This window comes from Sanguibacter gelidistatuariae, from assembly GCF_900096585.1.
Lineage (GTDB): Bacteria > Actinomycetota > Actinomycetes > Actinomycetales > Cellulomonadaceae > Sanguibacter > Sanguibacter gelidistatuariae.
Window position 1 is genome coordinate 63,906 of the sequence record NZ_FMYH01000004.1, and the last position, 20,492, is coordinate 84,397.

Annotated in this window: 24 protein-coding genes; all 24 read left to right on the plus strand. The window is 70.2% G+C overall.

Annotation, left to right across the window (positions count from 1 at the left end):
* Window positions 1-46 precede the first annotated feature (46 nt).
* The 24 genes from BLQ50_RS10275 to fliP all read left to right on the plus strand — a co-directional run bounded on the left by BLQ50_RS10275 (window position 47) and on the right by fliP (window position 20,488).
* Window positions 47-1,216, plus strand: a complete 1,170-nt coding sequence (locus BLQ50_RS10275) for a flagellin N-terminal helical domain-containing protein (protein WP_093183447.1) — start codon at window positions 47-49, stop codon at window positions 1,214-1,216.
* Between the two features lie 120 nt (window positions 1,217-1,336).
* Window positions 1,337-2,776, plus strand: coding sequence for a flagellar filament capping protein FliD (fliD, locus tag BLQ50_RS10280; RefSeq protein WP_093183449.1), 1,440 nt, complete (start codon window positions 1,337-1,339; stop codon window positions 2,774-2,776).
* Window positions 2,777-2,867: 91 nt separating this feature from the next.
* Window positions 2,868-3,320, plus strand: coding sequence for a flagellar export chaperone FliS (gene fliS / locus BLQ50_RS10285; RefSeq protein WP_093183451.1), 453 nt, complete (start codon window positions 2,868-2,870; stop codon window positions 3,318-3,320).
* The gene (locus tag BLQ50_RS10290; RefSeq protein WP_093183453.1) at window positions 3,310-3,642 is read left to right on the plus strand and encodes a hypothetical protein; all 333 of its coding nucleotides are present in this window, start codon (window positions 3,310-3,312) and stop codon (window positions 3,640-3,642) included. The genes fliS and BLQ50_RS10290 overlap by 11 nt, the downstream gene beginning before the upstream one ends.
* A 140-nt stretch (window positions 3,643-3,782) precedes the next feature.
* Window positions 3,783-4,124: a flagellar basal body rod protein FlgB gene (gene flgB, locus BLQ50_RS10295; protein ID WP_093183455.1), complete on the plus strand. Its 342-nt coding sequence runs from the start codon at window positions 3,783-3,785 to the stop codon at window positions 4,122-4,124.
* Window positions 4,124-4,528: a flagellar basal body rod protein FlgC gene (gene flgC / locus BLQ50_RS10300; protein ID WP_093183457.1), complete on the plus strand. Its 405-nt coding sequence runs from the start codon at window positions 4,124-4,126 to the stop codon at window positions 4,526-4,528. The genes flgB and flgC overlap by 1 nt, the downstream gene beginning before the upstream one ends.
* The gene (gene fliE / locus BLQ50_RS10305; RefSeq protein ID WP_093183459.1) at window positions 4,528-4,863 is read left to right on the plus strand and encodes a flagellar hook-basal body complex protein FliE; all 336 of its coding nucleotides are present in this window, start codon (window positions 4,528-4,530) and stop codon (window positions 4,861-4,863) included. The genes flgC and fliE overlap by 1 nt, the downstream gene beginning before the upstream one ends.
* Entirely contained in the window at window positions 4,863-6,461 is a 1,599-nt protein-coding gene (fliF, locus tag BLQ50_RS10310; protein ID WP_093183461.1) for a flagellar basal-body MS-ring/collar protein FliF, read from the plus strand. Before fliE ends, fliF begins: the two co-directional genes overlap by 1 nt.
* Complete coding sequence (fliG, locus tag BLQ50_RS10315; RefSeq protein ID WP_093183463.1) at window positions 6,458-7,471, plus strand: flagellar motor switch protein FliG; 1,014 nt, start codon at window positions 6,458-6,460, stop codon at window positions 7,469-7,471. Before fliF ends, fliG begins: the two co-directional genes overlap by 4 nt.
* Window positions 7,461-8,114 carry a FliH/SctL family protein gene (locus BLQ50_RS10320; protein WP_093183465.1) on the plus strand — a complete coding sequence of 218 codons (654 nt, stop codon included), beginning with the start codon at window positions 7,461-7,463 and terminating at the stop codon, window positions 8,112-8,114. Before fliG ends, BLQ50_RS10320 begins: the two co-directional genes overlap by 11 nt.
* The gene (locus BLQ50_RS10325) at window positions 8,114-9,448 is read left to right on the plus strand and encodes a FliI/YscN family ATPase (RefSeq protein ID WP_093183467.1); all 1,335 of its coding nucleotides are present in this window, start codon (window positions 8,114-8,116) and stop codon (window positions 9,446-9,448) included. The genes BLQ50_RS10320 and BLQ50_RS10325 overlap by 1 nt, the downstream gene beginning before the upstream one ends.
* Window positions 9,445-9,882, plus strand: coding sequence for a flagellar export protein FliJ (locus tag BLQ50_RS10330; RefSeq protein ID WP_093183469.1), 438 nt, complete (start codon window positions 9,445-9,447; stop codon window positions 9,880-9,882). Before BLQ50_RS10325 ends, BLQ50_RS10330 begins: the two co-directional genes overlap by 4 nt.
* Window positions 9,879-10,625 carry a C40 family peptidase gene (locus BLQ50_RS10335; RefSeq protein WP_093183471.1) on the plus strand — a complete coding sequence of 249 codons (747 nt, stop codon included), beginning with the start codon at window positions 9,879-9,881 and terminating at the stop codon, window positions 10,623-10,625. Before BLQ50_RS10330 ends, BLQ50_RS10335 begins: the two co-directional genes overlap by 4 nt.
* Entirely contained in the window at window positions 10,622-12,283 is a 1,662-nt protein-coding gene (locus BLQ50_RS10340) for a flagellar hook-length control protein FliK (RefSeq protein ID WP_093183473.1), read from the plus strand. The genes BLQ50_RS10335 and BLQ50_RS10340 overlap by 4 nt, the downstream gene beginning before the upstream one ends.
* 9 nt (window positions 12,284-12,292) lie before the next feature.
* Window positions 12,293-12,799: a flagellar hook capping FlgD N-terminal domain-containing protein gene (locus BLQ50_RS10345; RefSeq protein ID WP_093183475.1), complete on the plus strand. Its 507-nt coding sequence runs from the start codon at window positions 12,293-12,295 to the stop codon at window positions 12,797-12,799.
* Between the two features lie 79 nt (window positions 12,800-12,878).
* Complete coding sequence (locus BLQ50_RS10350) at window positions 12,879-14,069, plus strand: flagellar hook protein FlgE (protein WP_093183476.1); 1,191 nt, start codon at window positions 12,879-12,881, stop codon at window positions 14,067-14,069.
* Window positions 14,070-14,443: 374 nt separating this feature from the next.
* Entirely contained in the window at window positions 14,444-14,803 is a 360-nt protein-coding gene (locus BLQ50_RS10355) for a flagellar FlbD family protein (RefSeq protein ID WP_093183792.1), read from the plus strand.
* A complete protein-coding gene (locus BLQ50_RS10360) occupies window positions 14,803-15,573 on the plus strand; it encodes a motility protein A (RefSeq protein ID WP_093183478.1) in 771 nt (256 codons plus the stop codon). The genes BLQ50_RS10355 and BLQ50_RS10360 overlap by 1 nt, the downstream gene beginning before the upstream one ends.
* Window positions 15,570-16,472 carry an OmpA/MotB family protein gene (locus BLQ50_RS10365; protein WP_093183479.1) on the plus strand — a complete coding sequence of 301 codons (903 nt, stop codon included), beginning with the start codon at window positions 15,570-15,572 and terminating at the stop codon, window positions 16,470-16,472. The genes BLQ50_RS10360 and BLQ50_RS10365 overlap by 4 nt, the downstream gene beginning before the upstream one ends.
* Before the next feature lie 5 nt (window positions 16,473-16,477).
* Window positions 16,478-16,978 carry a flagellar basal body-associated FliL family protein gene (locus BLQ50_RS10370; protein WP_093183481.1) on the plus strand — a complete coding sequence of 167 codons (501 nt, stop codon included), beginning with the start codon at window positions 16,478-16,480 and terminating at the stop codon, window positions 16,976-16,978.
* 171 nt (window positions 16,979-17,149) lie between these two features.
* Window positions 17,150-18,091 (plus strand): flagellar motor switch protein FliM, encoded by a 942-nt coding sequence (locus tag BLQ50_RS10375; RefSeq protein WP_245701140.1) that lies wholly within the window; start codon window positions 17,150-17,152, stop codon window positions 18,089-18,091.
* Window positions 18,091-18,825, plus strand: a complete 735-nt coding sequence (fliN, locus tag BLQ50_RS10380; RefSeq protein WP_093183483.1) for a flagellar motor switch protein FliN — start codon at window positions 18,091-18,093, stop codon at window positions 18,823-18,825. Before BLQ50_RS10375 ends, fliN begins: the two co-directional genes overlap by 1 nt.
* Window positions 18,825-19,481, plus strand: coding sequence for a FliO/MopB family protein (locus BLQ50_RS10385; RefSeq protein ID WP_093183485.1), 657 nt, complete (start codon window positions 18,825-18,827; stop codon window positions 19,479-19,481). Before fliN ends, BLQ50_RS10385 begins: the two co-directional genes overlap by 1 nt.
* Window positions 19,478-20,488: a flagellar type III secretion system pore protein FliP gene (fliP, locus tag BLQ50_RS10390; RefSeq protein ID WP_342672060.1), complete on the plus strand. Its 1,011-nt coding sequence runs from the start codon at window positions 19,478-19,480 to the stop codon at window positions 20,486-20,488. The genes BLQ50_RS10385 and fliP overlap by 4 nt, the downstream gene beginning before the upstream one ends.
* The last annotated feature ends 4 nt before the right edge of the window (window positions 20,489-20,492 follow it).

Sequence of the window (20,492 nt, forward strand, 5' to 3'; positions counted from 1 at the left end):
GGACGGGCGCCTCAGTTCGGCCCCCTTTTCACGGAAGAAGATCATCATGGGTCTCTCGATCAACCAGAACATCGCGGCAACCAACTCCTACCGCAACCTCTCCAACACTCAGAACGACCTGAGCAAGTCGCTCGAGAAGCTCTCCTCCGGTTTCCGCATCAACCGCGCAGCCGACGACGCTGCCGGCCTCGCGATCTCCGAGGGCCTGCGCTCGCAGGTCGGTGGCCTCAAGGTTGCCGTCCGCAACGCCCAGGACGGCATCTCCGTCGTGCAGACCGCTGAAGGTGCACTCACCGAGACGCACGCCATCCTGCAGCGTATGCGCGACCTGTCCGTCCAGGGCGCCAACGCCGGTGGCCTGAGCGACGACGCCAAGGGCAGCATCCAGTCGGAGATGGGCCAGCTCAAGTCCGAGCTCACGCGTATCGCTGACACCACGCAGTTCAACGGGACCAAGCTGCTCGACGGCTCCTACAACGGCAAGTTCCAGGTCGGCGCCAACGTCGGCGAGTCCATCTCGGTCGCCGTCACCACCGGGATGGGCGCAAACCCGCTCGGCGTCTCCGGCGTCGACGTCACCGCCAGCCCCGCATCGGCGTTGGCCGGCACGGTCGTCAACGCAGTTGCCAGCGCCGCTGGAACGGTCACCTTCGACGCGTCCGCCACGGACGCCGCGGACGCGTCGTCGTACGAGAAGCTGAACGGCACGATCACGGTCGGCGACAAGAGCTTCGACCTGGCCACGGTCAAGTTCACGGCTGCGCAGAGCGACGTGACCACGCGTCAGGCCGCCCTCGCGAAGCAGGTCCTCGACGCCACCGGCGTCGTCGTCACCGGTGGCGCGGGTGCCGCCCTGGTCTTCACTGGCGCAACCCCGGCCGCCACCGCCACTGCCAACCAGGTCGCCGCCGCATCGGTCAAGTTCGACAAGGTCACCGGTGCCGACGACGCGATCACCAAGATCAACGCTGCCATCAAGACGGTCTCCGCGACCCGTTCAGACCTCGGTGCCGTGCAGAACCGTTTTGACCACACCATCAAGAACCTCAACGTCGCGGTCGAGAACCTCTCCGCGTCCGAGAGCCGCATCCGCGACACGGACATGGCGTCGGAGATGGTGAACTTCACCCGCGCGCAGATCCTCTCGCAGGCCGGTACCTCCATGCTTGCTCAGGCCAACCAGATCCCTCAGGGCGTTCTCTCGCTCCTGCGCTGATCTGGTCGGCTCTAGCTGACAGGTAGCACGCACGGCCGTTGACCGGTGGTGGAGCTCACGCTCCGCCGCCGGTCAACGGCATATCACGGGTGAACGACACACAACACAGGAGGAACAACCATGGGCCTGGCACTGGACGGGTTGATCAGCGGCAACAACACGACCGAGCTCATCAACCAGCTCATGGCGGTCGAGGGCAACCAGCAGACGCTGCTCAAGCAGAAGCAGACCGCCGCGACGAGCTTCATCACCGCCCTGCAGTCCCTCAACACGAAGGTCGCGTCTCTGGCGCAGTTCGCCAAGACCGCAGCCACGGACGATGCCTGGAAGGCGATGGCGACCAGGTCGTCGGCCACGTCGGTGACGGCCTCCGCGGGGATCACCGCACAGCCCTCGGCGGTGACCTTCTCGGTCGACAAGCTCGCCCGCGCACAGGCGACCCTGGTCACGCTCCCCACCGACGGCAGCGGCTACCCGACCCAGCCGCCCACGATCACGATCGCACGCGGCGACAAGCTCACCACCATCTCCCCGGCCTCCGGCAGCCTGGCCGACATCACAGCGGCGATCAACGCAGCATCGGACTCCGGGATCAAGGCCGTCGCGGTCCGTGTGGGCAACGCGGGCGCGGACGGCAGCGAACCTCAGTACAAGCTGCAGCTAACAGGTGACGCCACCGGCGCGGATGCGGCCTTCGAGGTCTACCTCGGGGACTCCGCTGCCGTCGCCGACCTGCGGGCCGGCAACGCTGCCGCAAGCGCGACCAAGCTCACAGGCCAGGACGCCATCGTGCTGAGCGCCGCGGGCGACGCGGAGATCACGCTCTGGCCGGGAGCGGTGATCGGCTCCGGCCCGGACGCCACCACCGGGCTCAAGCTCACGTCGTCCACCAACACCTTCGGCGAGCTGCTCACCGGGGTCTCGGTCACGGTTTCGGCGGTCGAGAACACGCCCGTCACGATTACCACGACCCCAGACGCTGCCGCGCTGAAGAACGTTGCCGCGGGGATCGTCACCAACCTCCAGACGGTCCTGTCCGAGATCACCTCGCGCACCAAGAGCACCGAGTCCAAGGCGTCCGACGGCCGCACGATCCTCACCGGTGGTCTCTTCTCGGGCGACTCGGCCATCCGCCTGCTGCAGCAGAACCTGCAGAGCCTTGGCTCCGCGCCCGTGGATGGGGTCTCCCCGTCCGACGTCGGGATCATCATCGGCAAGGACGGTACCTTCACCTTCGACGAGGCGAAGTTCTCCGCAGCTTTGGCCGCCGACCCGGCCAAGACTCAAAAGATCGTCCAGACCATCGCCGAACGGTTGCAGGTCGCCGCAGACACGGCGTCGAACAAGGACACCGGCAACCTGACCCAGAAGATCACCGGACAGGAGAGCTCGGTCAAGACGATGGGGGACCAGATCACCAACTGGGACTACCGGCTTACCCTGCGTCGCGCGTCGCTGGAGAAGACCTACTCCGCGCTCGAGGTCGCGCTGGGCAAGATGCAGTCCACGCAGAGCTGGCTCACCTCGCAGCTGGCGTCGCTGCCTTCATGGAGCTCCTGACTCGGCGGGACTGACCGGCCAGCACGTCCTTCGGGGCGGTACGAGGAGCACAATTCCTCATACCGCCCCTCCGTGCGTCGATATAATCGGTATGAGTTTCTCGACGAGCGCGACCCAACGTGCGCAGTTCCTCAACGACACCGTCCTGAGCGCGAGCCCGGCCCGCCTCCTGACGATGCTCTACGACCGTCTGGTCCTCGACATCGACCGCGCGGGTCACGCGCAGATGACTGGCGACCATGTTGAGGCAAACACCCACCTCACCCACGCCCAGGACATCGTCTCGGAGCTGTTCGTGACCCTAGACGTCACCGTCTGGTCGGGCGGACCGGGGCTCAAGGCCCTCTACTCCCACCTGCTCTCCGAGCTCATCAGCGCCAACCTCACCCACGACGCCGAGCGCACCCGCGCCTGCCGTGACCTGGTCGAGCCGCTGCGCGCTGCCTGGCACGAGGCAGCCGCGAGCCTGGCCCCGGCCGCGCCGTCCCGCCCAGAGGCCCCCGTCGGTGCGGGCTCCCGCGGGAGCGTGCTCGGTGTCGGCTGACCAGGACGCGGGATGGCAGGAGGCCCTCGATCAGATCGAGGCGGACGTCGCCCGGGCGCAGACCCTGATCACCAGTCCCGCGGACCCGGAGATTCTCGCCGCGCAGTCGGCGGAGAACCAGTTCACCCCGGCCGCCGCAGCCGGCCTCGGCCCCGTCCCCGACGGCCTTCGGGTGCGCGCTCACGCGGTCCTCAACCGGCAGCAGGCCGTCCAGCGGGAGCTGTCCGAGGCGCTCCAGGCGACCCGCGCCCACCTGCGCGTGGTCGAGTCCCTCGTGAAGCGCAACGCCCCCCAGGCCGTCTATCTCGACATCCTCGGGTGAAGAAACCGGGTGCCCTGCGAGCTGCCAGATAAAAAGTCCTCATAGCCCTCACCGGGCAACCGATATGCAGGTAGAGCCAGGATGGCTCGCGCAGGAGGCCAAGGATCGGCCGTTCAACCCATGAAGACCAGGGGACAGCCGTGTTCGATTCAGTGACCTATGTGGCGCTCAACAGCGCCCTCGACGGGCTCGCGCTCCGTCAGCGTGTGATCGCGAACAACGTAGCCAACATCAACACCCCGAACTACCTTGCGGGGCGTGTCTCCTTCGAGAGCGCGCTCGCGTCAGCTGTGAAGCGCGGCGACGGGGCAGCCACAGCGACCGAGGCCCGCTCCCTCGAGCCCACCCGCCTCGACGGCAACAACGTCAACCTCGACGCGGAGACCCTGCTCAACGTCGACACCAACCTGCGCTACCAGCTGGCCACCCAAGCGGTCGACGGCACGTACTCCTCCCTCCGCGTGGCCATGAGGACCAACTGATGACAACCTTCGGAGCGATCGGGATCGCGAGCACCGGGATGACGGTGAACCGCAAGTGGCTGGACGCGATCAGCGACAACCTCGCGAACATGAACACCGTCACCGCGACCGACGGCGCCGCCTTCCAGGCGAAGTACGTCGTGGCCACGGCCGTCGGCTACCCCGAGAACGGCCAGGGCGTCCAGGTCGCCGGCATCGAGCTGGGCAGCGCCGAGGGGCGCATGGTCTACGAGCCCGAGCACCCCCTCGCCGACGCCGAGGGCTACGTGAAGTACCCAGACATCGACATGGGCAGCCAGATGTCCCAGATGATCATGGCGCAGCGTGGCTACCAGGCCAACGCCGCCGTGGTCGACCGTGCCAAGGCCACCTACGAGGCCGCACTCCAGATCGGACGCAACTGATGACCATCTCCGCACTCGAGGCCGTCTCGGCCCTGACCAGCGGCGCCTCCGTGGCCCCCACCGGATACGTTCCCGGGACCGACTCGATCGACCCGAGCCGGGCTGCGTCGTCGTCGGGTGCCTTCGGCAATGTGCTCACCGGAGCTGTGAACAACCTCCAGGGGTTGCAGAACACGTCCAACGAGCTTGCGGTCAAGGCAGTCACCGGTGACCTCGACGACATCCACGACTACACGATCGCCGCGACCGAGGCCAAGGTCACCCTTGAGCTCACCGCGGCGATCCGCAACAAGGCCGTCGACGCCTTCACCGAGATCATGAGGATGCAGGCCTGATGCCACCGCAGATCACCTCCGCCTTCGGTCGGATCACGAGCTCCGTCCGCGAGTTCACCGTCGCCCAGCGCACCCTGGCGCTGATCGGCGTCGCGGTCATCGCCCTCGCGGTCATCGCGTTGAGCGCCTGGCTCTCTCGGCCCCAGTTCTCCCCGCTCTACACCGGCCTCGCCCCCGCCGACGCGAGCGCGATCGTCGACCAGCTCACCACGCAGGGCGTGGCCTACGAGCTCAGCAACGGCGGCTCAACCGTCCTGGTGCCCTCCGACAAGGTCTACGACATGCGGCTCAAGGTCGCCGCGAGCGGCATGTCGCCCTCGAGCGAGGGCGGGTACTCCCTGCTCGACTCGATGGGCATGAGCTCCTCGGAGTTCCAGCAGGACGTCACGTACAAGCGCGCCCTCGAGGGTGAGATCGCCAAGACGATCTCGTCGATGGCCGGCGTCGAGCTGGCCACGGTCAAGCTGGCCATGCCGGAGGAGAGCGTCTTCGTCTCGACCAAGGCGGACCCGACCGCCTCGGTCTTCATCCAGGCCAAGTCCGGGTCCACGCTCAACGACGACCAGGTCCAGTCGATCATCAACCTCGTCTCGGCGAGCGTGGAGGGCATGAAGACGACCGACGTCGCGGTCATCGACTCCTCCGGCACGGTGCTCTCCGCGGTCGGCACGGGAACCACGGGCACCGGCGCCAACAAGCAGACCGTCGCCTACGAGGAGCGCGTCGCCGCGTCCGTCCAGTCGATGCTCGACCCGATCGTGGGAGCCGGCAAGGCCGTGGTCACGGTGACCGCGGACCTCGACTACGACGCGACCGATCGCACGCAGGAGACGTTCACCGCGACCGAAGGGGTGCCGCCGCTCACCGAGCGCAACACCCTCGAGGAGTTCACCGGGACCAACTCCGCAGCGACCGGCGTGCTCGGCCCGGACAACATCGCTGTTCCCACCGGCGAGAACGGTGACGGCGCCTACACCAACTCCTCGAACGAGGCGAACAACGCCGTCGACAAGCTCACCGAGCACACCGTCGCCGCCCCGGGGACCGTGCGCCGCCAGTCCGTGTCCGTCGCGGTCGACCAGAAGGCCGCCGCGGCGATCAACATGACCGACCTCCAGGCCATGGTCGCCTCCGCGGCCGGGATCGATCCAGCCCGCGGGGACGTGGTCACGGTCTCCCGGATGGCCTTCGACACCACCTCGGCCGCGGCCGCCCAGTCCGCGCTCGACGCCGCCGCGGCGTCCGACGCCGCCGCCGCCAAGGCCAAGAACATGCAGACCCTGATCATCGCCGGGGGAGTGCTGCTCGCCCTCGTGATCCTCGCCATCGTGCTTGCCAGGCGCCGGCACGTCGGGGAGGACCCACGCGAGGCCCTCGACCTCGGCGAGCTGAGCTTGGTCGAGGACGCCCTCGCGCTGAGCGCCGCGGCCCTGGCCAACGCGGAGATCCTCGAGCTGCCGGAGAGCCCGAGCGGGCCCACCCCCGAGCAGCTGCAGATCGAGCGCAAGCGCGCCGACGTGGTCAACCTCGTCGACGAGCAGCCCGAGCAGGTCGCCGAGCTGCTGCGCGAGTGGATGGACACGAGGTCCAGCGCATGAGGTCAGCGACGCTGAGCGGGACGCAGAAGGCCGCCCTGGTCCTCATGCAGATCGGTCGCGAACGGGCCGTCAAGGTCATGTCCCAGCTCGACGACACCACGATCGAGGAGCTCACAGCCGAGATCCTGCGGATGGAGCGGGTCGACCGCGAGGTCGCCGACGAGGTCATCGCGGAGTTTCACGCGATCACCCTGGGTGGTGCCTCGAACATCGCCAACGGTGGCCTCGGCTACGCCCAGCAGCTCCTCGAGGCATCCATGGGCAGCGCCAAGGCCCAGGACATGCTGGACCGCCTCGCCACGTCGATGGCCGGCCAGCCCTTCGAGTTCCTCCAGCAGGCCGACGCCCGCCAGGTCCTCGCCCTGCTCAGCGGGGAGCACCCGCAGACCATGGCACTAGTCCTGGCGCATCTGCGCCCCGAGCACGCCTCGGCGATCCTGGCCGGGCTGCCCAGCCAGACCCAGGGCGAGGTGGCCCACCGCATCGCGCTCATGGAACGCGCCGCGCCCGACGTCGTGACCGTCGTCGCGGAGTCGCTGCACCGCAAGGCCTCGGCCGTGCTCACCCCGCGCGAGACCTCCGCGATCGGCGGCGTGGGCCCGCTCGTCGAGATCATCAACCGCGCGGACCCCGGGACCGAGAAGCTCATCCTCGAAGGCCTGGAGAGCCGCGACGTCGAGCTCGCCGAAGAGGTGCGCTCGCGCATGTTCGTCTTCGCCGACATCGTGCTTCTGGAAGACCGTGCGCTGCAGCTCGTGCTGCGGGGCGTGGAGTCCGCGAGCCTTGCGCTCGCGCTCAAGGGAGCTGGTGCGGGCGAGCGTGACGCCGTGCTGCGCAACCTGTCCGAGCGGGCGAGCGAGAACCTCCTCGAGGAGATCGAGCTGCTCGGTGCGGTGCGCATGTCCCAGGTCGAGGAGGCCCGTTCGGAGATCGTCCAGGTCATCCGCAGGCTCGAGGAGGCCGGTCAGATCGTCATCCGTCGCGAGGGCGAGGACGAGTATGTCTCCTGAGACTGCCTCAGGCTTCGGCTCCGCGCGGCTGACCGTGGTGACAGACGACCGCGTGCGCCTCACCTCCGAACGCGCCCGCGTCGCCGGTTATGCGGCCGGGTTCGCGGCCGGGAGCCGGGCCGCGGCCGCGGCCACCCAGGGCCTGCACGAGCACCTGCGCCGCGAGGCCGCGACGGCCGAGGACGCCCGCGAGGCCGCCCACCGCGCGGCCGTTCTCGCGCTCGCGCGGGCCGCTGAGGCGGCCACCGCGCGCGTGCTCCCCGTCCTGGACGAGGCCCGCGACCTGCTCTACTCCCGTGCCCTCGAGCTGGCCAGGGCCGTCGTCGGCGCGGAGCTCTCCGATGGAGACGCGTCGGCGACGACGGCCCTGGCCCGGGCGGCCCGGGTGCCCCACGACGTCCGGGTCCAGACCGTGCGGCTGCACCCGAGCGACCTCGCGGCATTGACCGCGGCCGGCCGCGACGGGTCGGCGGAGATGACCGGCGTCGAGCTCGTGGCCGACCCCACGCTCGCCCCCGGCGACGCGGTGAGCACCTTCGAGGGCGGGTTCTTCGACGCCAGGATCGAGACCGCCTTCGAGCGGGCCCGCACGGCCCTGCTGGCCAGCCCGGCGCTCATGCCGAGCTTCGCCGGAGGCCTGTGATGGCGACCTCGACCGTGGCCGCCGACTGGGCTCAGGTGCTCAGCGCCGCCCAGCCCGAGCGCGTCGGGAAGGTCAGCGCCGCCGTCGGGCTGTCCCTCGACGTGGTCGGGCTCGACTGTGCGATCGGCGACGTGCTTGCCCTCGGCGAGACCGACGACCCAGAGTCCTCGATGCTCGCCGAGGTCGTGGCCGTCACCGAGGCGGCCGCCCGGTGCATGCCGCTCGGGGCCATGCGCGGCGTGCGCCCGGGGCTGGTGGCCCGGGCGACCGGCGGTTCCCTGCGGGTGCCCGTCGGATCTGGTCTGCTGGGCAGGATCGTCGACGGCCTCGGCCGACCCCTCGACGGGCGCGGTCCGCTCACCGGGACCACGACCGTCCCGCTCGACGGGCGTTCCCCGCACCCTCTGGAACGTCAGCGCGTGAAGCAGCCGCTCACCCTCGGCGTGCGCACCCTGGACACCCTCACGACCGTGGGCCGCGGCCAGCGCATGGGGCTGTTCGCAGGCTCGGGCGTCGGCAAGTCCACCCTGCTCTCGATGATCGCCCGGGGCACCGACGCGGCCGTCTCGGTCATCGCCCTCGTCGGGGAGCGCGGGCGCGAGGTCCGCGAGTTCATCGAGGACGACCTCGGCCCCGAAGGCCTGGCCCGGTCCGTCGTCGTCGTGGCGACCTCCGACGAGCCCGCCCTCGTGCGGCTGCGTGCCGCCTTCGTGGCGACCCGGATCGCGGAGCACTTCCGCGAGGCGGGGCAGGACGTCGTGCTCATGATGGACTCCCTCACCCGGGTGGCGATGGCCCAGCGGGAGATCGGCCTGTCCGTCGGGGAGCCTCCGGCCACCCGCGGCTACCCGCCCTCCACCTTCTCCCTGCTCGCCGAGCTGCTCGAGCGCGCCGGGACGTCCGCGCGCGGCTCGGTGACCGGCATCTACACGGTCCTGGTCGACGGCGACGACCACAACGAGCCGATTGCCGACGCGGCCCGGTCGATCCTGGACGGCCACGTCGTCCTGGACCGCAAGCTCGCCGTCGCCGGCCACTTCCCGAGCATCGACGCGCTCGCGTCCATCTCCCGCGTCGCGACCCGGGTGACCGACGCCGGTCAGCGGGCCGACGCGACGACGCTGCGCAAGGTCATGGCCGCGCGCCGGTCCGTGCAGGACCTCGTCGACGTCGGCGCCTACGTCGCGGGCAGCAACCCGCTGGTCGACGCCGCGCTCGCGAACCAGGGCGCGATCGACGCCTTCCTCCAGCAGGGGGTCGACGAGAGCGCCCCGGCCGCGGAGTCCTGGGCTGCGCTGAGCGCGCTCGTCCACGCTCCGGGGATGCCCGCATGAGCCGCCCATACCGCCTCGCCGGTCTGCTGCGCCTGCGCAAGCTCCAGGAAGACCAGGCCGCCTCCGACCTCGCGGTCGCGAACGCCGCGCGCCGCGCGGCCCTCGATCGGCAGTCTGCGGCCGAGGGCGCGCTGGCCGATCACGGCTTCGACCCCGTCACCGACGTCGGAGCCTGGCGGTCCGCCATCGCGAGCCGGGTCGCGCTCCGCGGACTTGTGCTCGAGGCTTCGGTGGCCGCCGAGGTGGCCGCGACCGAGGTCAACCAGCGCGAGCTGGCCTGGGCCGACGCCCGTCGGCGGGCCATCCCGCTCGAGAAGCTCGAAGAGCGCCACGAAGAGACCGAGAAGATAGAAGACCTGCGTCAGGAGCAGATCGTGCTGGACGAGATCGCCTCCCGCGGAACGCCCCGGGACAGCCTCGGGGGCAAGTCATGACCGCCTCGCAGATCGCCGGCGTGTCGGCGATCAGGGACCGGATCGGGGAGATCACGACCCGGATCGAAAGTCTGGGTTCATCCTTCGCCGCAGCGAAGGCAAGTTCTACGGCCAGCGCGGCCACGGCGTCGACGGCCTCTGCCACCTCGACGGCGAGCGACTTCGCCTCCGTGCTGGCCGGCGCCGACCTGTCGACCGCGACCGGCGTCGACGCGCTGATCGCGGCGGCAACCGCCAAGACGGCGACCGCCGCAACCACCTCGACGGCGACCGGGGACGCCCTGGTCGCCGAGGCCCGCAAGTATCTGGGCGTGCCCTACGTCCTGGGCGGCACGACGGCGGCGGGCCTGGACTGCTCGGGACTGGTCCAGCGCGCTCTCGGCGCGCTCGGCGTCGACATGCCCCGGGTGGCCCGGGAGCAGATGACGACGGGCACACCCGTGGCCTCGCTGGCCGACGCCGTACCGGGGGACCTCCTCGTCTTCAACGGCGGCTCGCACATCGCGATCTACACCGGCAACGGGAAGATGATCGACGCCCCGCAGCCCGGCGACGTGGTGCGCGAACGCGACGTCTACGCGACGCCGACCGCCATCCGCCGCGTGGTGGGGACCGGCTCGACCACACTCGCCGCCTCCGCGGCCGCCTCGATGACCAGCTCGGCTGCGTCGCTGCAGGAGATCTTGGCCGCGTCGTCGGCCCAGCGTTCCGCACTGTCCCTTCGCCTTGGAGATGCCGCATGATTCCCATGACACCGCAGGGCCTACGCGCCCAGACCTCGCCCGCGGTCGGCGTCCAGGGCGCGGCCCGGTCGGCCCCGACGGGCTCGGGCGACGACTTCGCCCGTGCCCTGCGCCAGGAGACCCAGGACCGCGTCGCCGCGCGTCCGCGCGAGGTCGCGCGCCCCGAACGTGAGGCTGACCGTTCGGTCAGGCGCACGGCCGGCGGCTCGGCCAGTCGCGACGACCGCAGCGACGTCGCCCGGTCCGCACGCGCGGACGCACGCCGGATCGATCAGCGGCGCGACCAGGCTTCCGGCGGGTCCGTCGAGGGGACCGGCCGGGCCGCTGCCTCGACCGCGGGCCAGGCCGCGTTGGGTACCGGGGATGCGGCGACCGGATCGCAGGGTATTGCCGGACAGGGTGTTGCAGGACAGGGCGTCGCCGGACAGGGCATCGCCGGACAGGGCATTGCAGAACCGGGCGCGACCGCAGCTGACCAGGCGGCTACCGCCGCGTTCGGCTACCTCGCGGGGAGCGGCTCCGTCTCGGCCGAGATGCTCGTCCGGGGTGCCGTGGTGCCCCAGGCCGCCGGTGTGGTCGGTGATACCGGTGATACCGAGGGCGGCGGTGGTGCCGAGGGTGGCATCGATGCGGCAGATCCGGGTTCGGGACTCGGCCCGGCGGTCACCGCGATCTCAGGTGCGGCGACGGACGGAGCGGCCCTGCGTGGTGCGGCCCTTCTCGGCGAGGCTGTGCCCGGCGTCGGCTCGTTCGACGGGTCCGCCGGCGCGCTCACCGGGGCAAGCCTGCCTGCGGTAGCCGCGCCGTCGGCGGGATCCGTGGCGGTTGCAGTCCAGGCCGCCCCCGCCGGGGAGCCCGCCGACCGGGCGGGCCGGTCTGCAGCTGCCGTGACCGGGCTCGCGATCACCATCCCGGGAGCCACAGCTGCGCCCGCCGGACCGGCCGCGACCGCCTCGGTCGAGCCCTCTGTGCTTGCGTCGGGAACGGTCGGTGCCCTCGGGGTCGGCGCGGGTGGTGGTGCGGGCAGTGCTGCGGGTGGCCAGGCCGGTGGTTCCGGGACCGGTGCCTCAGGGACCGAGGGCATGACGCCGGTTGCGGCACCCGCGTCGGGGGCTGCCCCGGTGGGCATCTTCGCGCAGACCCTCGCCGGGCTCGGCGGCGTCGACCGTGCGGCCGCGCCGGCCGCAGCCGGCTCCGCCTCTCAGGTCTCCCTCGCGGAGCAGATCCGCGGCCCGGTCCTCGCGCTACGGACCGCGGCTCCGGGGGAGCATCTGCTCACGCTCAAGGTCACCCCTGACAACCTCGGACCGGTCCAGGTGCGCGCCCACATCGGTGCGGACGGCATCCGGATCGAGCTGGTCGGTGCGACCGACGCGGCCCGCGAGGGCCTGCGGACCCTGCTCACCGACCTGCGCCGCGACCTCGCCGGGACCGGCATGAACGCCACTCTCAGCCTCGGGTCTGACTCGAGCCAGGGCGGGCGGACAGGTCAGGGCGCTCCCGGCGATCCCGGCAATCTCGGTGGGACCGGAGACGGGTCCGCCCAGGGCCGCCCCGCACGTCCCGACGCAGCCGAGGTGCGCGAGCTCCAGGTCTCCGCACCGGTTCCCATCCTTCCCACCACCTCGGGCGCCCACGGCGTCGACGTACTCACCTAAGGACCGCACATGCCCATCGACACCACGATGACCACGCCGGTCGACACGACGTCGGTCAAGAACGCGACCGGTCTGTACACCGGCTCCGCCGGCGTTCGGGACCCTAAGAAGAGCCTCGATTCCGAGACGTTCCTGACCCTGCTGGTCGCCCAGCTCAAGTACCAGGACCCGAGCTCGCCGATGGACACCAACGAGATGATGGCCCAGACCACCCAGCTGGCGAGCATGGAACAGCTCACGAGGCTCAACACAACGATGGGGGAGAGCTTCGCGCTACAGATGCGGGACACCGCCTCGAGCCTGATCGGGAAGCAGGTCACCTACACCGGTGACGACGGGAAGACGGTCTCGGGGATCGCGTCGTCGGTCTCCTACAAGTACTCCGTCCCGCTGGTCACTGTCGGCGGCAAGGAGATCACCCTCGACGCGGTCGCCTCCGTGCGCCCGGCAGGTGCTGCGGCCGACCCGGCCGACCCGGCCGATCCTGACGACTCGAGCGACTCGGCCGCGGCCTGACCCGCAGCTCCACCCGCAGCTTGACCCACAGACACCTCACGTACCGCCCCCAGCTCCGCACCTTCCGAAGGGACACCTCATGCTTCGCTCACTCTTCTCCGGCATCTCCGGGCTCCGTGCCCACCAGACCATGCTCGACGTCACCGGCAACAACATCGCCAACGTCAACACGACCGGCTTCAAGTCCTCCCAGATCCAGTTCAAGGACACCCTGTCCCAGGTGCTCACCAACGCCGGTGGCGCCCAGGGTGGGGTCGGTGGCACCAACCCGGCCCAGGTCGGCCTCGGGGTCCAGGTCGCCGGCATCACCACGAACTTCCAGCAGGGCGCTGCCCAGGTGACCAACCGCAGCACCGACATGATGATCTCCGGTGACGGGTTCTTCGTCGTGAGCAAGAACGGCCAGGACTTCTACACCCGGTCCGGCGCCTTCGACTTCGACGCCAACGGCAACCTCGTCACCGGCGAGGGGGCGCTCGTGCAGGGCTGGGGCGCCGTCAACGGCGTCGTGGACCCGAACGGCCCGCTCACCGACCTGAAGCTGCCGGTCACGGCCCTCAACCCGGCCCAGGCGACCACCAAGGTGGCCTTCGACGGGAACCTGCCCTCGGACGCACCCTTTCCGACGGTCCTGAACCGGGACGTGGAGGTCTTCGACAACCTGGGCAACTCCCGGATCATCTCGCTGATCTTCACCCAGAAGGCGAACGCGGCCGACCCGACAAAGGGCGACGGCTGGGCGATGACCACCTCCGACAACGCGACGCCCCAGGACGTCACCTTCGACGCCGCGGGCAAGATGACCAGCGCCACCACGGTCACCGTCGACGGCGTCGCCGTCGACCTGTCCACGGTGACCGGCTTCGCGAAGCTCTCCACGGTCGAGGCCGCGTCCAAGGACGGTCAGGCCGCCGGGACGCTGCAGTCCTTCACGATCAACCCCGACGGCACGATCATCGGCGCCTTCTCCAACGGGATGAAGTCCGCCGTGGGCCGGATCGCGCTGAGCACCTTTGCCAACCCGGTCGGCCTGGAGAAGGTCGGCGGCTCGCTCTACACGACGTCGGTCAACTCCGGCGAGCCGCAGGTCGGCACCGCGGGGGCCGGTGGGCGTGGCGCGCTCGTCGGTGGAGCGCTCGAGATGTCGAACGTGGACCTGTCCTCGGAGTTCACGAACCTCATCATCGCCCAGCGCGGATTCCAGGCGAACTCCCGCGTCATCACCACCTCCGACGAGCTCCTCCAAGAGCTCGTCAACCTCAAGCGCTAACCACCACCCCCGCCCACCACCCCCGCCCACCCACCCCGACCACCCCCCGCCCGCCCGCACGTCCGGCTTCCGCCCCCCGCCAACCCGCCCGTCCGGCGCCCCGATCCCTCGCCGAACTCGTGAGCTACTGAGCTTCTGACGCCAGTAACCTCGCTGGCTCACGAGTTGGGCGGCTGGCTCACGAGTTGGGCGCGGCGCCGGGCGCCGGGCGCCGCGGCGCCGGGCACCGCGGGGGGGACGGTGCGGGAGGGGCCGGGAGCGTGAGGCGGGTGGGGGAATTTCTTATATGTGCCGCTCAGCTGCCGAATGGACCACAGAGACGGTTCATGGATGGACCGGAGCACTTTCCACGGATGGATAGACAAGTGATAGTCGTGACGCGCCTGAACGGGCCCCCCTTCGCGGTCAACCCTGACCTCGTGCAGCGCATCGACAGCGCCCCCGACACGATCTTGACGCTCGTGGACGGCACCAAGTACATCGTCCAAGAATCTATGCACGAGATCATCGAGCTGGTCAACGAGCACCGGTCGCGAATGATCGCCCGGGCCCAGGAGATCCAGCGCGAGTCCGCCGAGCTCCCCAGCCGGGCCGACCTGCGCAGCGCACCGCCGCTGCCCGCAGACCCGAGCGACGTGAGCGAACCGACGACCCCCGCGAGCGACGGCTCGTCGCGCCGGGACGGCCAGCCTGAACTGGCCCTGGTCAGGGAGATCCTCGAGGAGGACGCATAGTGGATCCGGCATCTCTGATCGGCCTCGTCATCGCGTTCGGGGCGATCGTCGGAGCGATCTACATCGAGGGCGCCACGCCCATGTCGGTCTTGCTGCCGGCGCCGATGCTCCTCGTCTTCGTAGCGACCTTCGGTGCGACCCTCGCCGGCGGCACGTTGCGGGATGCGATCGGTGCGCTCAAGGCCGTCCCCGGGGCGTTCACCCGCAAGCCGACCTCCCCGGACGACTCGATCGACACGATCGTCTCGCTGGCCGAGCGTGCTCGCCGGGAGGGCCTGCTCGCCCTCGAGGACTCCGCCCGCGAGATCGAGGACGAGTTCCTCAAGTCGGGGCTGCGCTCCGCGATCGACGGGACCGATCCGGACGACCTGCGGACCATCCTCGAGGACCGGATCCATTCCAAGCGGCAGTCCGACAAGACTTCGTACAAGTTCTTCAATGATATGGGCGGCTACGCGCCGACCATCGGGATCGTGGGCACCGTGGTGTCCTTGGTCCACGTGCTCGAGAACCTGGCCGAGCCGTCCGAGCTGGGCCATATGATCGCTGCGGCCTTCGTCGCCACGCTGTGGGGCATCGCGTCGGCAAACGTCATGTGGTTCCCGATCGCCAACCGGCTCAAGCGGCTCTCCGACCTGGAGTGCGCGCAGATGGAGCTGGTGCTCGAGGGACTGCTCTCTGTCCAGTCCGGTGCGAACCCACGCCTGGTCGGGGAGCGGCTGCGCAGCCTCGTACCCGCCGGTGCGCTCCGACTCAAGGCCGCGGCGTGAGCTCGGCGAGAGGCAGGGGCAGGGGTCGCAGCCGCGGCGGCGAGGAAGAGGAGCACGAGAACAAGGAACGCTGGCTCGTCAGCTACTCGGACATGATGACGGTCCTGGTGGCCCTGTTCATCGTGCTCTACGCCATGAGCCAGGTCGACATCGACAAGTTCAACGAGCTGCGCACATCGCTGGCGGCTGGATTCGGTGCGCCGCAGGTCTCGATCCTGACCGACGGGGCCGGGGTCATGCCGGATGTGAGCTCGCAGGTCACGGTTCCCACGATCGACGACATCATCCCGGTGCTCAGCAAGGACATCGCGGCCCAGGCCGGCATGACCGGGAGCGGGACTGCTACGGGTGAGACGATCGCTGCGGCCGACTTGGCCGCCGCCCGGGCCGAGTACGCCAACCTGGACGACCTCGCCACGCGGATCGACGAGGCCCTGCGTGAGCGCGGGCTCGAGGGGGCCCTGCAGTTCCGGATCAACGAGCGCGGGCTGATCATCGGGATGGTCACCGATGAGGTGTTCTTCGCGGCCGAGAGCGCAGTGCTGACCGAGACCTCGCAGATCATCGTCGACACGCTGGCCCCCTACCTCGTGCCGCTCCCCAACGAGATCTCGGTCGAGGGGCACGCCAACTCGGTGCCCACGACTTCGAAGTACACGACGAACTGGGAACTCTCCTCCGACCGGGCGACGCAGGTGCTGCGTCGGCTTGTCGAGGTGGGTGCCCTGCCCGGAGTCCGAGCCGCCGCGGTCGGCTTCGGCGACGCCCGCCCGTTGCTGCCGAACGACACCCCCGAAGGGCTGGCGGGCAACCGCCGGGTCGACCTCGTGGTCCTGAGCGACAAACCAGAACGAATCCGGGAGCTGCTCCCGTTGGTTCCAACCCTTGAGGAGGGGTGAGCAGGATGCCCATCGAACAACGGGTCATGAACGCCCCCCGCAAGCCGATCGGTGCGCGCCCAGGGGCCGCGCCCGTCGCTGGCGCGGCGGAGACCGAAGAGCCGAAGGCCCGCAAGAGCAAGAAGCGGCTCGTCGTGATCGCGGCGGTGCTGGTCGCGGCGGGCGCGGCGGCGTACTTCTTCGTCCTCGCCCCGAAGAGCGGGGAGACGGCGGAGCCAGCCCCCGAGCCAGGCGCGGTGCTCGTCGTCGAGGCCATGAGCATCAACCTCGCGGAGGGGCACTACCTGCGTCTCGGCCTCGGGCTGCAGCTCACGACCGACGCGCTCGAGGTCGACTCCGCGAAGGCCCGCGACGAGGCCATCGCGCTCTTCTCGGGCCGGACGATCGCCGAGATCTCTGACCCTGCCACGCGAGAGGCGCTCAAGACCGAGCTCGCCGCCGCGCTGACCGAGCTGTACGACGGAGAGGTGATGGGGGTCTACCTGACCGACTACGTCACTCAGTGAGTGACCAGTGACCGGCACGGAAGCCGGTGATCCGGGGCGCCATGGAGGGCGCCACATGACCTGATCGACGCATGCTGTTCCCCGTCGAGGGGAAGCCGCGCGCCGTCGTACAGGGGGGTGGAGAGCACGGAGCCCGTGCTTTTCCTCATACCCGCACCGCACGTGCCGATGATGGCCTTCGTGACGGTTCAGGACAAGGCGCGCACTGCGACGCGCCGACAACGCCCAGCTCAGCCGGAGGCCTACGACTTCCGGCGCCCGATGACTCTCGCCCGTGAGCACGGTCGAGCATTCGAGATGTCCTTCGAGACCTTCGCCCGCCAGTGGGGCACCCAGCTCACCTCCCGCCTCCGGGTCATGGTCGGGGTGACGCTCGACGGCGTCGAGATGATCTCCTACGACGAGTACGTGCGCAGGCTTCCCCCGCACACCACGATGGTGCTGTGCGCGGTCGAGCAGACGCGTTCGACCGCGGTGCTCCAGTTCCCCAGCGACACGGCGCTGCTCTGGGTGGACTACGTGCTCGGCGGCCCGGGCCTGGTCCGGGAGGAGGCGCCGCGCGAACTCACCGAGATCGAGACGACGCTCATCACCGACATGCTCTCCGGTGCGCTCGCCGACCTGCGCTACGCCTTCGCCGCGGTCGTGCCGCTCGACGTGCGGGTCCGCTCGATCCAGTACAACCCCCAGTTCGTGCAGGCCGTCCCGGCCTCCGAGGCGGTCATCGCGGCGACCTTCACCCTGGTCATCGCCGAGCGGGCGACGTCGGCCACGCTCATGATCCCGGCCGACGTCCTGCTGGCGCCGCTGCGCGCCGGGGAGGGCGTGGTCGTGCGGAGCAAGGAAGAAGAGGCCGAGCACGCGACCGCGAGCGACCGCCTGCACCAGACCATGCACACCGTGCCGGTCGACGTCGGCGTGCGCATGCGCCCGCTGACCATCCACCCGCGCGACGTCGTCAACCTCACCGTCGGTGAGGTCATCCACCTGAACCACCCCGTGTCCCGCCCCCTCGACGTGGTGGTGGGCGACCTCGTCCTGGCCCGCGGCGTGGCCGGGAACAACGGACGACAACTGGCCTGCAAGATCGTGGACGCTGAGGAGACAGACTGATGAACACCACCGATGCGGGGCTGACCCCCGAGCTCGCCCGGCTGACCCAGGACGCAGCCGACGCGCTTGCGCTCCTCGTGCCCTCCGAGGTCCCGCTCACCGCGGTCGCCCAGGGACCGGGCTACGGCCCCTCCCCTGACGAGGTCAGCGTCACAGCGTCTCTCGTGGGCACGCGCAGCGCCGACCTGGTCGTCGTCGCGAAGTCCGCGATCGAGGAGGCGCTCTCTGGCGCTGGCGCGGGAGCGCTCGTCTCGATCGCCGACGCACTGCGACCTGCCCTCGAAGCCGCGGGTGCCACCCTCGGCGAGGGAGTGCTCGGGGACGCGCAGATCCGCGACGCCGGGACCGCCTTCGGGGCCGACGACGTGCACGTCTTCTCCCTCGAGGCCGCCGGTCAGGTCCGGGGGTGGTTCGGGCTGCGCCTGCGCGCCGACCAGAACGTCGCACCCGTGGCAGCGCCGGCCGCCCGCGGCGGTGCGTTGAGGGACAACCTGCGCCTGCTCTACGACGTCGAGATGACGCTGACCGCTGAGATCGGCCGGGCGAAGCTGCCGGTCCGTCAGGTGCTCGAGCTGGTCCCCGGGGCCGTCATCGAGCTCGACCGGGTCGCCGGGAGCCCCGCGGACCTCATGGTCAACGGTCGCCTCATCGCCCGCGGCGAGGTCGTCGTCATCGACGAGGACTATGGCCTGCGGATCACCGAGATCGTCGACCAGGCGGAGGCCTCTGCCTGATGGACACCGCTGTCCTCGCCGTGCGCACGATCCTCTCGCTCGCAGTCGTCCTCGGCCTCATCTGGTATGCGGGCCGTCGACTGAACGACTCGACGAGCGGACGCGGCGGGGACGGCATGCTCGCGGTCTGGGTGCGCAAGGCCGGCGGCGTCGTCAGCCGTGCCCCCAAGGCCCCGGGCCGACGCCGCGCAGCGCGCCCCGCGCCCGTCGTGGCCGTCGTGGGCCGCCAGGCAATCGGTCCCAAGGCGAGCGTCGCCGTGGTCGACGTCGGCGGCCAGCGCCTGGTGCTCGGTGTCAGCGACGCGGGGGTCACCCTGCTGACCACGATGGACGCGCCGGTCGAGCCGGTCGGCGCGAGCGAGGTGGTCGCCCGGAGCCATGTCATCGAGCCGGCTGCCCCGACCAGCGTCGTCGAGCCGGCCGCGCCCGTCGAACCTGCCGCGCCCGTCGAACCTGCCGTGCCCGTCGCGGCCGCAGAACCCACCGTCCCCACGCCCGTCGTCCTCCCCGACTTCGACGAGATCTTCGCCGACTTCGACGAGGTCCTCGCCGCGGCGACCGCAGCCCCCCAGACGGGCGGCGTCGCCGGCTCGATCCTCTCTCCGGCCACCTGGCGCCAGGCCCGCGCCGCCCTACGCCCCGGACCAACCACATGACCCGCCCCCTCCCGCTGAGTGCGGCCGAATGGCTGCCCATAACGGACACCGGGCAGCCATCTGCCCGCACTCAGCGACGACGGGTGGGGCGGGTGGGGCGTGGGGCACAGGTGGTGCTGCTCGCGATCGTCGCCCTCGTGACGGTTCTGGGCGGGGTGGCCACCTCCGGTGAGGTCGCGCACGCGGCCAGCACCGTGCACCTGGCCAGCACGACGTACTCAGCCAGCGCCGCGCACCTGGCCAGCAGTGCGCCGTCGGGCATCCAGAGTGCAGTGACGCTCCCGGCGGCGCCGGGGGACCCGATCGACCCGGTCACCCCCGTGGCCCCGGTCGAGGAGTCCACCGGGGTCATCTCGATCGACCTCAACGGCGACAACGCCAAGCCGAGCAGCTCGATCGTCGTGCTGCTGGGCATCACGCTGCTCTCCGTGGTGCCCTCGTTGCTGCTCATGATGACGAGCTTCACGAAGATCTTCGTGGTGCTCGCCCTGACCCGCAACGCCCTCGGGCTCACCGGCGTGCCGCCCAACCAGGTGCTCGCGGGTCTCGCGATGTTCCTCTCCCTGTTCATCATGGCCCCCGTGCTGACCAAGGTGAACGACCTCGGCGTCCAGCCCTACCTCAACGGAGGCCTGAACTTCTCGGCCGCCCTGGACGCCGGCTCTGCGCCGCTGCGGGACTTCATGCTCGGCCAGACCCGAGAAGCGGACATCGCCCTGATCACCCGCGCCGCCGACCAGGTCAACCCGGCCGACGCTGCCTCCGTGCCGATGCTCACCCTCATCCCGTCCTTCATGCTCTCCGAGCTCCGGGCCGCGTTCATCATCGGCTTCGTCATCTTCATCCCCTTCCTCATCATCGACCTCGTCGTCTCCGCGTCGCTCATGTCCATGGGCATGATGATGCTGCCGCCGGTGATGATCTCGCTGCCGTTCAAGCTGCTGCTCTTTGTCCTCATCGACGGGTGGGGCCTGATCGTCACGGCCCTCGTCGGAAGCTACGGATAGGCCC